At 62.6% G+C, this 14,121-nt stretch carries 9 protein-coding genes; 2 read left to right on the forward strand and 7 right to left on the reverse strand.

Annotation, left to right across the window (positions count from 1 at the left end; all coding sequences use genetic code 11):
- Positions 1-11: 11 nt before the first annotated feature.
- Positions 12-1,994: an acetate--CoA ligase gene (gene acs / locus RI103_RS12785; RefSeq protein ID WP_310812366.1), complete on the reverse strand. Its 1,983-nt coding sequence runs from the start codon at positions 1,992-1,994 to the stop codon at positions 12-14.
- A gap of 610 nt (positions 1,995-2,604) precedes the next feature.
- Here acs and RI103_RS12790 point away from each other — a divergent pair.
- A complete protein-coding gene (locus RI103_RS12790; protein ID WP_310812367.1) occupies positions 2,605-5,574 on the forward strand; it encodes a hypothetical protein in 2,970 nt (989 codons plus the stop codon).
- Positions 5,575-5,727: 153 nt separating this feature from the next.
- On the opposite strand, the gene RI103_RS12795 is transcribed toward RI103_RS12790, so the two are convergent.
- Positions 5,728-7,305, reverse strand: coding sequence for a hypothetical protein (locus tag RI103_RS12795; protein ID WP_310812368.1), 1,578 nt, complete (start codon positions 7,303-7,305; stop codon positions 5,728-5,730).
- A 307-nt stretch (positions 7,306-7,612) separates the two neighbouring features.
- Between RI103_RS12795 and RI103_RS12800 the strand changes: the two genes are divergently transcribed.
- On the forward strand, positions 7,613-8,638 hold the full coding sequence (locus RI103_RS12800; protein WP_310812369.1) for a DUF1521 domain-containing protein: 1,026 nt from the start codon (positions 7,613-7,615) through the stop codon (positions 8,636-8,638).
- 190 nt (positions 8,639-8,828) lie between these two features.
- On the opposite strand, the gene RI103_RS12805 is transcribed toward RI103_RS12800, so the two are convergent.
- The 5 genes from RI103_RS12805 to RI103_RS12825 are packed head-to-tail and all read right to left on the reverse strand — an operon-like array spanning position 8,829 to position 14,121.
- Positions 8,829-9,209, reverse strand: a complete 381-nt coding sequence (locus tag RI103_RS12805; RefSeq protein ID WP_310812370.1) for a hypothetical protein — start codon at positions 9,207-9,209, stop codon at positions 8,829-8,831.
- Positions 9,210-9,244: 35 nt separating this feature from the next.
- Entirely contained in the window at positions 9,245-10,570 is a 1,326-nt protein-coding gene (locus RI103_RS12810; RefSeq protein WP_310812371.1) for a FliI/YscN family ATPase, read from the reverse strand.
- 11 nt (positions 10,571-10,581) lie between these two features.
- Entirely contained in the window at positions 10,582-12,660 is a 2,079-nt protein-coding gene (locus RI103_RS12815; protein ID WP_310812372.1) for a flagellar biosynthesis protein FlhA, read from the reverse strand.
- 1 nt (position 12,661) lies between these two features.
- Positions 12,662-13,402 carry an EscU/YscU/HrcU family type III secretion system export apparatus switch protein gene (locus tag RI103_RS12820; protein WP_310812373.1) on the reverse strand — a complete coding sequence of 247 codons (741 nt, stop codon included), beginning with the start codon at positions 13,400-13,402 and terminating at the stop codon, positions 12,662-12,664.
- Entirely contained in the window at positions 13,399-14,121 is a 723-nt protein-coding gene (locus RI103_RS12825) for a flagellar biosynthetic protein FliR (RefSeq protein ID WP_310812374.1), read from the reverse strand. The genes RI103_RS12820 and RI103_RS12825 overlap by 4 nt, the downstream gene beginning before the upstream one ends.

Below are 14,121 nucleotides of genomic sequence, written 5' to 3' on the forward strand. Positions count from 1 at the left end.
TAAACCCAAGCTCAGAGCGACTCGCCGAGTTGATCGAGAATCGCCGGGTTCTCCAGCGTGGACACATCCTGCGTGATTTCCTCGCCTTTGGCCAGCGAGCGCAGCAGGCGGCGCATGATCTTGCCCGAACGCGTCTTCGGCAGGTTCTCGCCGAAGCGGATGTCCTTCGGCTTGGCGATCGGACCGATCTCCTTGCCGACCCAGTTGCGCAGTTCGTTGGCGAGCTTCACCGCTTCCTCGCCTTCCGGACGCGCGCGCTTCAGCACGACGAAAGCGCATACGGCTTCGCCGGTCGTCGCATCGGGGCGCCCCACCACAGCGGCTTCAGCGACGAGCGGGTTCGACACCAGCGCCGACTCGATCTCCATTGTGCCGAGCCGGTGACCCGACACGTTGAGCACGTCGTCGATGCGGCCCATGATCGTGAAGTAGCCGGTGTCCTTGTCGCGCACGGCGCCGTCGCCGGCGAGATACAGCTTGCCGCCGAGTTCTTCGGGAAAGTAGCTCTTCTTGTAGCGGTCCGGATCGCCCCACACGTTACGCAACATGGACGGCCACGGACGCTTCACGACGAGAATACCGCCCTGCCCGTTCGGCACGTCCTGGCCGGTTTCGTCGACGACCGCGGCCATGATGCCCGGCAGCGGCAACGTGCACGAACCCGGCACGAGCGGCGTGGCGCCCGGCAGCGGCGTGATCATGTGACCGCCGGTTTCGGTTTGCCACCACGTATCGACGATCGGGCAACGGCTGCCGCCCACGTTCTCGTAATACCAGACCCACGCTTCCGGATTGATCGGCTCGCCGACCGTGCCGATAATGCGCAGCGTCGACAGGTCGTAGCTCTTCGGATGGACCTTCTCGTCGGCGTCGGCAGCCTTGATCAGCGAGCGGATCGCGGTCGGCGCCGTGTAGAACAGCGAGACCTTGTGTCTGGCGATCATGTCCCAGAAGCGGCCGGCGTTCGGATACGTGGGCACGCCTTCGAACACGACCTGCGTGCCGCCGAGCGTCAACGGGCCATAGGTGATGTAGCTGTGACCGGTGATCCAGCCGATGTCGGCGGTACACCAGAACACGTCGCTGGGCTTCCAGTCGAAGGTCCACTTCAGGGTCTGCGCGGCCCACAGCAGATAGCCGCCGGTGCTGTGTTGCACGCCCTTCGGCTTGCCGGTCGAACCCGACGTGTACAGAATGAACAAAGGATGCTCGGCGCCGACCCACTCGGGCGCACATTGATCCGATTCGGCCTGCGTGAGCTCGTGCATCCACAGATCGCGGCCTTCGTTCCATGCGACCTTGCCGCCGGTGCGCTGGTACACGATCACGCTCGTGACTGCTTCGCAGCCGCCCATGGCGAGCGCTTCGTCGGCGATGTTCTTCAGCGGCAGTGCCTTACCGCCGCGCATCTGCTCGTCGGAGGTGACGAGCGCGACCGCGCCCACGTCCACCAGCCGTTCGTTGAGCGACTTCGACGAGAAGCCGCCGAACACCACCGAATGCGTGGCGCCGATCCGTGCGCAAGCCTGCATCGCGACGATGCCTTCGATCGACATCGGCATATAGATCACCACGCGGTCGCCCTTCTTAACGCCGCGCTTCTTCAGCGCGTTCGCAAAGCGCGATACACGTTGCAGCAGATCCTGATAGGTGACGTTGGTGACGGTGCCGTCGTCGGCTTCGAAGATGATCGCGACGCGCTCGCCGTTGCCGGCTTCCACGTGACGATCGATGCTGTTATACGACGCGTTGATCTGGCCGTCTTCGAACCACGTGTAGAAGGGCGCTTTCGATTCGTCGAGCACCTTGGTGAAGGGCGTGTTCCAGTTCAGCGTCTCGCGAGCGAGGCGCCCCCAGAAACCTTCGTAATCGCGTTCCGCCTCGGCGGCCAGCGCCCGGTACGCGTCCATGCCGGAAATCGCGGCGCCTGCCACTGCTTCAGCGGAGGGCGGGAAAACACGGCGTTCGTGAAGAACCGATTCAATCGCAGACATCGACAACCCCTTGGTGAAGATGAAACGTAAAACCTGTGCCGGCGCGCCGTGGCATGTCTGATCGCACGGGCGCGCCGAAAGTCGCGGCATTGGCCTTCCATTCGTCGGCAACATGATCGCCCATGCGGCACTGCATCATACGAATGATCGAGGGCCAGCTTTCGATAAAGATAAAGGCTGCAACTTACCCACTACTTACGGGCAGCCGTACGGCAGTTGCGATGCTGTATGCGCACAGCGCCTCCAATAGTCGATATTAACCGGTGCGATCCGGCTGTGTCATGGGCTGCATATAGCAGCAGAAGTACAAGCATCGTCTTCCTCGATCAGCAACCAGGGTTACACCCAGGGTGTTTCCATGTGCTTCGGTAGCGCTTTGCGAGCGTCGAGCCGCGGACCCGAACAGCCGCCACCGTGTCGCCAACGATATGGAGTTGGCTCTGCTTATTAAATGGCATGTCGATTTTTTGAATTGATCTGAATGGGAGCCGTAAGACTATGTATCGCCGTTCCGCGCTTCATGGGTGCTGTAATGAAATCGTAGTTCGTCACGCAACACCGTCGAGGTGAAGCGCATCCAATGCTTGAGCTGTAATCAAGGAGCATTTCAATGGCAGTCGAAACGGTTGGAACCCAACAGATCAACCCGGTCCCCGACGAGGCAGGCGATTCTGATGGAACGGTAAAACCCAGCGCTCGGCAACCGCCGATATATGACACCAGCCAGTCGCCTCAGACTGCGGATACCGGATCGTCGGCGGTTGCTCAGACGCCGCCCTCGGTGGATGACGCATCGGCCGCCGAGTCTCAGCCGGCGAGTACCGGATCGCCGCCCGCTGCCAAAACTCCGGCCTCTGGCGTCAACGCATGGACCACCGACTCTCAGCGGGGGGCTACGGGCTCCCCTTCGTTTGACGAAGCGTCGGCGTTACGAGTCGACTCGCCCGGCACTGACCCTCAACCGGAGCCTGCAAGCTCGCCGCCAGTTGCCAACACACGGGTTCGTCGAGACACGACATCGCCCCCCTCCCCGCCTGCCGGGACGCCTGGGAACACTCTTCAGGAACCGGGCGCACAGGGCAATTTCGCGAATTTCACTTCGCGGGACAATGCCATTGGCGACAAGATCGATCACTTGCGAGATTTGCAGGAGACGGGATACCCGCAGGATACGAAGGATTTCAACGGAAGGATCTCGGACCTGCAAAGACTGGTCGTGCCGCTTCCGTCCGGCGAGCGTGAGTTCTATGCCGGCGCCGTCGGTGCGCTTTCAGGTGAATGGGCCACGACAGCGGATCCCGCACGACATGCTGAGTTGAGCAAAAGACTTACCGTTATCGAAGATTCGGCGCGCGACGCTTCCAATCGTGTCGGCAGCGATCCCCGCGAGGCGACGCTTGCGGCGTTCACCGCACCTCGCGGCGAAGGATATCTGGATAGCGCGGACCAGCAGCAGTTGAAGGAATTGTCGAAACTGCGCGAGGATTATCTGAAGGCAAAGACCCCTGCCGAACGCCAGACGGTATACCAGAACGCCCTTCAAACCAGAGCCAGCCTGCAGGATCGGATCGGTGCAGCGGTCGATAAAAATACGGCGGACGAACAATCCAAATGGGACGCGGCGCACACGGACGTCGACCGCATCATCCGCGAGGCGGAAGGGGTCACGGACGATCCGGGCAAACGCGTCGTGGTCATCGCGCGGGAGTTGCACACGACGAGTCCCGGTAGCGGCAGAGACGACAGCGCAGACCGCCGGATTCTTGACTTTACCGAACGTCTCGGCAAGGATGAGGCGCTGCGCGAGAAGATCAAGGGGTGGGAGGGTGCCGCTGGTACCAAGCTGAATGAGTATGGTGTCGACGCCGGCAAGAGTTATCTGCATATCCCGGACAATTTGCCCGCTCCCGGCCCCGACTATGTGAGGGATCTTGGTGACCAGTATGATGGTTTGCTCAAGGACAATACATACAAGAACTATTCGATCACGCCACAAGCAAGGGCTGAGCACATCGTCAACAGGGTTATGGAAGGCGCCGTCCGCTTTGCGTTGGGCATGACGCCGTTGGCGCCGTTGGCCAGTCTTCTCGACAAGAATTCCGTGCTTACCGACAACGAGAAGAACGGTATCGCGTGGGGCTCCGCTTTGGCTGGTTTGGCTACGGGATCTGAACTAGGCGAGGCGGGGAATATTAGCAAGCCGATCAGCAAGATCATCCAGGAGGAACAGCTTGCTGATGACGCGACCATAGCGGCTGGCAAAACCGGTCAGCATGTGGGCAAGGATGTCAAGGATTTCGGTGGCGGCGGCGAAGGTGCTCCCGAGATCGAGCCGCCCAATCCTGCCAGCGGGACCCCGCACTCCAATGTGCCAGAGTCCTATGCCACCAAGCCAGACGGCGGCCTCACACCCGATCCGCACAGTGTGGGCATATTCAGAGACGGAAAGAACCAGGCGTTCGTCCATTCAGGCAAACAAACCTACCCGGTCAGATGGGACAAGGACAACCGAACCTGGCGCGTTTTCCAACCCAACGACCCGACGAAGCCACAATACCCCGTCAGGATGGGTAGGGACGGCCACTGGCAGGAGCACAACGATGTTGGCCTGCCGGGGGGCATGGATAACGGCAGCTCGTCATCTTCCGAATCTTCGATGGCGAAGCCATTCGCGGACAGATACCAGGTGTCCAGCTCGACCGGCGCGCCGCCTTCGGCCGCCATGCAACAAACGCTGGACCCGGTCCAATGGACTTCTGACGCGGACAGCCGGATAGACGACCCCGCTTTCGTCGACCGATACAGGACCGTGTTCAACAACCTGCCCGCTGAACAACGACGGGCCATCCGGGACTGGACTCATGTGGATGTTGGAGACGATAGCGACGGCTATTCGACCGACGGCTCCTACCAGGGTATCAATTACGACCTGAACAAGCAGCTATACAGCCGTGACTATGAAGCCGACACATCCAGGAATGCGCTCACATTGCGGCAGGGCCTCGACCGTTTGCCAACACTGGCTGGGCAAAACCGTCTGCTGCGCTACGCCAATGTCGACCCGAACTACGCGAGCAAGTTTGCGCCGGGCGACTACGTGACCAATTCGCCGGCTTTTATGTCCGTGTCGAGTCAAAACTGGTACGCAAATGCCAACCTGGCGGACACGGAGTGGGCGGGCGCCGCCGCACATCCAGTCGCCATCTACGACATCCAGACACAGTCGGCGAAGCCATTCATCACGAACATCACGACGCTGGCCGATGGAGAACGCGAATGGCTCATCAAGCCGAATACGGTATTCAGGGTCGATGAAATCGCCACCGCTACGCCGAACGATGCAGCGGGAACTACCCGATATGGCATACGCCTGACCGAAGTGCCGATCACCGGGCCCATGTACGCGAAGAACATCCAGACAGGCGAGCAGGAACTGGTCTATCCGCAGGGCGTACCGGTGGTCATCAGGCAATTGCAGACCACCCGGAATCCAACGCTGAAGGCGCCGCCCGCGCAAGACCCCAACTTGCCGCCGCCGCCAACGCACGGCGATCCTAATGCGGGCACATCACGCGTCTGAACTGAACGGAACCACGAGGTTCGTCGATGAAGATGATCGATGTCCTCGTGCCCGGTTGCCTGAGGCATCCAGTTCAGCTCGGTCTGTATCCGATTCGCGGTATAAGGGCAGCGCCGGCTTCGTAGCCGGCGCCGCCCGCACAGCTAACGCGGGTTAGGCGTGGGGATCGAATTGCGTGTACAAATGCATTGCATTGCGGAGATCGGCCGTCTGATCCTTACCGAAGTGATAGTTACCGATATCCATCTGCGCCATATAAGCCGGTCCGGCAATACTGTTGACCACTGCACCCAGCGCGGCGGCAGCGCGGTCTTTCATCGGAAGGCTGGTGTCGTTCGCATCACGCAGGAATTGCCATGCTTCACCCGCGGAGGCTCCCGCATGCGTCTTTTCGCCGGCGTTCACCTTCTTGATGTTGTCCATGATGTTTTCGGCGGACTGATTCGACAGGTTGATGCCGTAATGCTTCAGCAGATTATTAACCGATTCGACCGTACTCGGATACGAACCCGGCTGGTTGAGTGTCGGGGACGGCTGCAAAGCGTTGTTCAGCCGGTCCCGATTGTCGCCTGCCCCCTGTGCCCCACCCTTCGCGCCGTCGTCCCCCGGTGCACCGCCCTTCAGGCCGGTATCGCCATGCGACTGCCAGTTGCCGTTCTCGTCGAGTTTGACGGGATATTGAAACTTCGTCGGATCGTCGCCCATCACGCGCCAAGTGCCATTGTCGTTGTCGAACGTGGCCCGGTAGAGCTTATTGCCTGAACTGATATAGGGCACGCCGTTGTCGTCCCTGAGGATACCCGGAGCGACCGGATCGGCTCCGAGGCTGCCGGATGGCTGGAACGCATAAGAATCCGGAACATTGAAATGCGTGTCCTTCGTGGACGGCTCATTCTTGACGGCTTCGTTGGCGGGTGGCGCTTTGTCCTGTTCATTGGTTTTCGGCGCCGGGCCTTCCGGCTCACCGCCTGCCCCTTTCCCACCCTCGGACGGCTTGCCCTTGGGCTCGCCTACCGGCGCCTTGCCGCCTCCCTCCATGTCCGGCTTGACGCTCGGAAATGGCGTCGGGATGGTGCCGTCGTCGTTTTTTTGGCCCGTTATCAGTCCGCCGATTTTATAACCATCGCCGACGATGGGGACTTGTTTCAGGACGTCGTCGACCTTTTTGCCGGTGTTTTCGCCGCTGTGCGAGTTATCGTTATTTGCCATATCCGCGACCTTGCCGAAGAATTGTCCCGGCTTCGTCATGCCGTCAACAAAACCGTTCCGCGCGGCACCCCATGCTGTTGTGTCGTTGCTGGTGTCGTGTGCGGGAGGCGCGACCGGCGTGCTCCCGACAAAGTACGGGTTGCCGTTGGGATCCAACTTGAACGTGCTTGCGACATTCAGGGTACTACCATCGGCTTGAGGTTTCTGGTTGGGATCATTGATGGCAGCCTGCTGCTGGTTCACGGGTTTCCAACTGTCGGCGGGCACGCCCTGCCAATCATCCGCCGACGCGGGCTGGGCGAGGCCAGCTGTGTTCGAGTTTCCACTGTCGGCGGGCGGAACCTGCGTAGCATCGTCCGACGCGGACTGGAGGGTGGGGGGTGTGCTCGAGCCTCCACTGTCGTCCGAAGACGTATCGTAAGTCGCCGGCTCTGCAGCCGGCGCAGCGGCTTGCACGTCGCCCTGTCCCGCCGATGCATCGGCCGACACGTCATCGGGGGTACTAACTTGCTGAACTTCCATTTTCCTATCCTCAATTAGTTGAACAATCGGCTTTGCCGAACCTCTCTCAGCAGGGGGGAGGGGCGTGGCTATTTGATCGCATCCATTCCACTCACGGGCCATATATATATTATTTAAACTCGCAGCCGCCCCGGCAGAGAACAACGATCAGGATCATTAAACAATTTCCAGTCACGATATAAATAAGTATGTCGAATGACGTTTGAATCTCTCTAACATTTAATAAGCGGAGCCAACCCATACCGTCGGCGACGCGGTTCCGGCTGTTCGATTCAAGCCGACTTTTTTGTACTACAGGAGTATCGACATGCATGCAGAAATGCAAATGAACAACCATCATCTCTCGCTCGAAGGCAACATCAGCGCAAATTTTGGCGACAGTGCACGGCCGCATATGCCGCATGACGCTGGCTTTAATCGCGAAGGCTTCAATGGCCCGGGCTTCAACGGCGGCCGCTTCAACGGCCCGAGCTTCCATGGCGGCGGCTCCAACGGCGCAGGCTTCAACGGCGGCGGCTTCAACGGCGCAGGCTTCAACGGCGCTCACAACCCGTCCGCGCAGATGTCAGACATGGCGGGCAACTACTCGAAGAGCTCGTTCTCCGTCGAAAGCCATAACACGGCGAACGGCCAGAGCAGCACGTACTTCGCCCAGGGAACCCAGGAAAATTACGGCGATGCCGGCCGCCCACAGTTCGCACACCGCAGCCGCGATGACGATCGCAGCAGCCACTATGAAGAGCACAGCGTCCGCTATGACGAACGCAGCGACTGTGATCACGATTCCGGCCGCCACCACGGCGGCAACGATTCAGGCAGGACAGACCAGTCGCAGTGGACCAACACCGATGTCTCCAACAACCAGTCGAGCATCAATCTCGGCGACTACAAACTCGACCTCAACAAAGCCGATTCGTCGATGGTCGTGACCAACACAAAAACCGGCGATACAACAAAGGTCTGGGGCGATCCGCATATCGACCAGCACGCCAACACCGCGAACAAGACATCGGATATGTTCAACGGTCCGATGACGTTCATGCTGCCGGACAACACGAAAATTACGGTCGGCACGCAAGCGGCGAAGAACAACCCGAGCGTGTCGTTTGCGGACGATCTGACCATCACGCGCGGCAATCAGGCGTACCAGGTGAAGGGTCTGAGCGAGCAGGACAGCGCGGGCCTCACGGTGCAGAAGAGCTACGACGGCCGTGCGCTCGACGCCGCCACGCCGGATGGCTACACGATCCAGGCCAAACGGGACGGTAGCGGCTGGATCGATCCGACAACCGGCCAGCAGCCGACTGCGAACGACTTCAAGAAGGCCGCATAACAACGCGGCGGCCTGCAACAGCGCACCGGCGTAGTCCGGTGCGCGAAACGCGATGCCCGCCTGCCGTCACGCTTCAGATCGGCGCGCGGCGCGCGGCGCATGACGCAAAGCAAGCCGGTCGGCCTTAGGGCCGTCCGGCTTTATCGCTTCCACTCGCCGCTGCGCGCCGCATCGAAAATGCCGCGCGGCACTATCGGGAGTCGCGCAGGCGGATCAGGCTTTCGCGAGCCCGCGCGTTCGCCTCGTCCTGCCGCATCGTCTCGCGCCGCCAGTTCAGCAGCGCCTGGGCGGCCTCATCGCACGCCGCCGCGTAAGCCCTCTCGGCCTCGGCCAATTGCTGGCGCAGCACGGGAATACGCTCGTCGTGCGCGCGCAGTGTCGCATGCCACTGCCGGCCCGATGTCTGGTCGCGCCGGCAAAATGTCAGCACGCGCAGCCGCTCGTCGGCATGCTGTTCAAGCGCCGAGACACACGCTGCGACTTCCGCCGACGCGCGCCGCTCGCGACGCCGGGCATCCACCATTGCGTGCAGCCGGCGCTGAACCCGCAGACCGCGTACGCGCGCGAGCACGCGCCAGAATTCCGCTAACCGGGCAGCGCTATGCATCATGCGCGCTGACCGCCGTCACACAGCGCGCGCAACTGCATACGCATGTCCGGCCATGCGCAGCGGTTGTCATAGGGCTGGCGCAAAAACCGCTGGATCGCGGCACGCCTTTCGATAGCCATCTCCGTACTCGGATCGCTGCCCCGCTGGTATTCGCCGATCTGCAATAACAGTTCGACCTCCTCATAACGCGCGAGCCACTCGCGCACGCGGTCGGCGTCCGCGCGTTGCGCGGCGTCCGCGACGCGCGTCATCAACCGGCTGCGGCTATGCAAGATATCGATTGCCGGATAATGTCCCGCCGCGCCCAGTTTCGACGAGAGCTGGATATGCCCGTCGAGCAGAGAGCGTGCTTCTTCAGCCACAGGATCGGACAGATCGGCTTCGTCGGCCAACACGGTGTAGAACGCCGTGATGCTGCCCTGCCCCGTCACGCCGGCCGATTCGATCAGCTTTGGCAACCGGGCAAACACGCTGGGCGGAAAACCGCCGCGCAACGGCGGCTCGCCGACCGCCAGCCCGAGCTCGCGCAAAGCGCGCGCATAGCGCGTCAGCGAATCGAACAGCAGCAGGACATTGCGTCCCGTGGCGCGCAACCCCGCGGCAACCTGCGCTGCGAGTTCCGCCGCCTTGATCCGCTCGGCGGCCGGCCGGTCGGACGTCGCGACGACCACGATCGCCGACGCGCGCCGTTGCTCGAGATGATCGTGAATGAACTCGGCCACCTCGCGGCCGCGCTCGCCGATCAATGCGACCACGACCGCATCGGTCGATGCGCCGTTCGCGATCATGCCCATGATCGTGCTCTTGCCGCCGCCCGCCGGCGCGAAGATGCCGGTGCGCTGACCGATGCCGCAGGTCAGCAGGCCGTCGATCGCGCGGACCCCGGTGGCGAACGGCGTGGCGATGACCGGCCGTTCGAGCGGATTCAGCGTCATCCGGGCGTCGGCCTGCGCTGCCGCATCGTTCGCGAGCGGCTGTGGTACGGGACCGCCATCGAGCGGGTTGCCGAGCCCATCGACCACCCGCCCGAGCAGCCCTGCCGCGTCGAACCGGCCCCACGCGGCGCCGCAGCCTTGCACTTCGGTGATATCCGACAGGCCGTCCAGACCGGCGAGCGGCATGACCAGTGCGCCGTCGTGCGCAAACCCGACTACTTCGCCATACTGAGCTTCGAGCGTATCCGGGCGCACCAGCCGCACTTTCTCGCCGATTCGCAACGACACGCCCACCACCCGCGCGATCACGCCGCGCGCTTCCACCACCCTGCCGCGCAAGGTCGGCGCGGACATAAACTTGAGGCCGCTATTTCCAGACGATCGCATGACTTCCCCCTTCATGCCGCGCCGAGCGTCGCGACAGTCTGGATACGGTAGATGTCGAGCGGAATCTCTTCGATCGCCAGCACCTCGATGGGCCGGCCGAAGTCGCGCAACAACCGCGCAAGGTGCGGACGCAATACGGCATTCGTGACGACCAGGCCGATCCCGGCCAGGTCCTGCGTCAGGATCCGCTGCGCGCGGGTCAGTTCTTCGGCGGACAGCACGCACTGCGGCTCCCCGTCGACGCCGCTGCGGATCTGCGCTTCGAGACTGACCTCCCACGCGGGATCCAGCACGGCCGCGACGATCGTCCATGTCGCGAGGTCGGCGTGGGCTCGCGCGATTTGACGACCGAGCTGGATGCGCGCTTCGCGCACCATCCGGTCGATCGTGCGTTCGGCCGCCGGCACGCGCACCACGGCTTCGAGAATCGCGCGCAGGTTGCGAATCGGCACACGCTGCCGCAACAGTTGCCGCAGCACGCCGGCGAGTTGCACGATGCTCAGCGCCTGCCCTGCCTGAGCCACCAGCTCGCGGAATTCGATCGCCAATTGATCGAGCAGGAAGCGGGTCTCCTGTGTGCCGAGAAATTCGGGCGCCGAGCGCTCGCAGATTTCGGCGAGGTGATCGCATAGCGCTTCGTCGACGCTCGCTTTGCGGATCTCCGGGTCCTTGATCGACGCCGCGGTCGCGGCCGGCACCCAGACCGATTTTGCGGCGCGCGGCCGGTAGCCCACGACGCCGTCGAATGGAATGCGGCTTTCGTCGCCGCTCAGCAGCGTGTGTTCGGCAACCAGTGTGCCGCTCGCGAACGGCACATCCTCGATATCGACGATGTAGCGCTCAGGCGCAAGCCGCGAGTCGCGCAGCAACGCGAGACCCGGGAAGGGCACGCCCAGTTCGACCATCAGGTTGCGGCGCAAGCGGCCCAGCTGCCGGTTCAGCGCTTCCGGCCGCAGTGCGTCGAAGGCCTTCAGGCCCAGGCGCAGCCGTAACGTCGCGCTCGTGCCCAACTCGACGTCGTCGAGAATGCGCGGCACATAGTTGCCGCCGTCGCGCGTCATTCCCGGCATCAGCGCGCGCTGCGAATTCGTCGCCACCGCGGCGTTGCGCGTCAACGTGACTGCCAGTGCCAGCAGCAGGCCGCCAGCAACCAGAAACTGGATGTGCGGGAAACCGGGGATTACCGCCAACGACAGACACGCGACGCCGGCCATCCCAATCGCCTTGGGATGCACCGCCAATTGCCGGTAGATGTCGCCGCCCAGATGCGCGTCCTTGTGATCGGCCGAGCCCACGCGGGTCACGAGAATGCCCGCCGCCACCGAGACGATCAGCGACGGAATCTGCGACACCAGGCCGTCGCCGACGGTGAGAATCGTGTATGCGTGCAGCGCGTCGCCGAATGACATGCCGCGCTGGGCAATGCCGACCGCCAGACCGCCGACGATATTCACCAGCGCGACGACAATGCCCGCCACCGCGTCGCCCTTGACGAACTTCATCGCACCGTCGAGCGAGCCGTAGAAGTAGGTATCGCGTTCGAGCGCCGTGCGTCGCTGGCTCGCCTGGGCGGCGGTGATGACGCCGTTGCGCATGTCGGCGTCGATACTCATCTGGCGGCCCGGAATGCCATCCAGCGTGAAGCGCGCGGCCACCTCGGCGACCCGGTCCGCGCCTTTCGCGACCACGATGAACTGGATCGCCGCGAGCACGATGAACACCACCAGCCCGACCGCGACGTTGCCGCCCACCACCATTTCGCCGAATGCGCCGATGATCTGACCGGCGTGCGCGTGCAGCAGGATCATCTTGGTCGAGGCGATCGCCAACGCGAGACGCAGCAGCGTCGTCATTAGCAGCAGCGACGGAAAGCTCGCGAGGTCCGCGGGCTTTGCGACATACAACGTCGTGGTCAGCATCGTCAGACTCGCGGCAAAACTCACGCAAATAAACAGATCGAGCACGAATGGCGGCACCGGCACGATGAGCAGTGCGAGCACGGCGAGCAGGCCAAGGCCGACGGCGAGGTCGGCGTGTCGCGCAAAGAGCGCGGACAGGTCGTAGCGGCTGAGAATGGAACGATTCGACATGTTATTTACCTAGCTCCCGATGCAGCGCGCGGCGACGGCTCTTCACGCCGGGGTCCCCTTCGTCGTCGCGGAATTCCCGTTTGATTTCGCTCTTGTCCATGCGCATGCCGCGCAGCCACAGAAAGCGCTGGATGAAATAGTCGGCGGCGGCGGGCACGATCTGCGACGCGGCCATCCAGGCCAGCAAATGCGAGTGCGATATCGCCGTATAGCCGAGATGAACCGGCAACGAGAAAGCCCAGATGGGCGCCAGTTGCCGCAACCATGCGACGAGCGCCTGCACGAACAGGAACAGCAGAATCGCGAACTGCGCCAGCGCGAGCACCGTGTCCCACACCAGACGCAGGCTGAACATCCGTGCGAAGCCGCTGACCGGATTCAGACGCTTTACATCGAGCGCCACGCGTTTCCACGCGAGCAGTCCGCGTGTCTGCATCAGCTCCGGCACGAGCACCGCGAGCGCGCCTACGCCAAGCGCCGTCAGCACCGGCGTGACGAAGGCGGTGAGCATCGCGAATGTCGATGCGAGCCGCTCCTCGAATGGGCGCGGTGCGTCTAGCGTTGCTACATGCTGGATCAGCTTCGTGCTGAGCGCATACAGATGCGGGGCTTCGATGAACAGGTACAGCCACCAGCAAAGTCCGCTGAACGCCACCGTCAGATGCGTGCTTTTCGCGATCTCGCCGTCCTTGCGCGCGCGGCGGATCCGCTTGGGGGTCGGAGCTTCGGTCTTGTTGCTCATTGCAGATGGATGATGTGGTCGAAAGCAACGCGCAACTGCACGAACAGCGGCGGCACGCTGAGCATCGCGGCAAACGACAGGATCATCGCCTTGACCGTGCGCGCGGTGGAAAACGGATTGAGCCGCTTTGCGTGTCGCGACATCAGCCCGAAGGCGACATCGACCAGCAACACGAGGCCGAGCAACGGACTCGCAAGCCGCACGCCTTCGGTCAGCGAACCGGCAAGGTCGCGCAGCGCGATTTGTCTGAACACGTCGGCGAGATCGCCGCGCCAACGGCCCGGCGGCCACAGCACCCATGCATCGGTAAAAAAGCCGAACAGGAGCGGCAAGCCGGGGCCCGTGAAAAGCGTCAGCGCGGCAAACTGTGAAAACAACGTTTCGAACAACGCCGCGTCCTGCTGGAAATGCGGATCGTAGATGGCCGCGCTCGCGTATCCGCCCTGCTGATCGAGCACCGCGCCAGCGGCGGCTGCCGCATGGAAGATCGTGCCGAGCAAAAGGCCGAGCGCCGTACCGGTCGCCGCCTCGACACAGATTGCCGGCAGCAGCTGCGCGGGCCAGCCGTTCTGCTGCGGCAACATGGCAAGCGCAAGCAGCATCGGCAGACGCAGCAGGATGCCGAGCGAGCCGCTTTGTCCGAACGGAATCAGAAACAGCGCCACGGCGGGTCTGATCGCACAGAAGGCGAAACCCTCGAGATAGCCGATGTAATTCAT

This window comes from Paraburkholderia sp. FT54 (assembly GCF_031585635.1).
Classification (GTDB): Bacteria; Pseudomonadota; Gammaproteobacteria; order Burkholderiales; family Burkholderiaceae; genus Paraburkholderia.

Bases quoted from the DNA above. Each gene is read 5' to 3' on its own strand.
- RI103_RS12825 (WP_310812374.1), bottom strand. From the start codon at position 14,121: ATGAATTACATCGGCTATCTCGAGGGTTTCGCCTTCTGTGCGATCAGA.
- RI103_RS12815 (WP_310812372.1), bottom strand. From the start codon at position 12,660: ATGTCGAATCGTTCCATTCTCAGCCGCTACGACCTGTCCGCGCTCTTT.
- RI103_RS12800 (WP_310812369.1), top strand. From the start codon at position 7,613: ATGCATGCAGAAATGCAAATGAACAACCATCATCTCTCGCTCGAAGGC.
- RI103_RS12795 (WP_310812368.1), bottom strand. From the start codon at position 7,305: ATGGAAGTTCAGCAAGTTAGTACCCCCGATGACGTGTCGGCCGATGCA.
- acs (WP_310812366.1), bottom strand. From the start codon at position 1,994: ATGTCTGCGATTGAATCGGTTCTTCACGAACGCCGTGTTTTCCCGCCC.
- RI103_RS12790 (WP_310812367.1), top strand. From the start codon at position 2,605: ATGGCAGTCGAAACGGTTGGAACCCAACAGATCAACCCGGTCCCCGAC.
- RI103_RS12820 (WP_310812373.1), bottom strand. From the start codon at position 13,402: ATGAGCAACAAGACCGAAGCTCCGACCCCCAAGCGGATCCGCCGCGCG.
- RI103_RS12810 (WP_310812371.1), bottom strand. From the start codon at position 10,570: ATGCGATCGTCTGGAAATAGCGGCCTCAAGTTTATGTCCGCGCCGACC.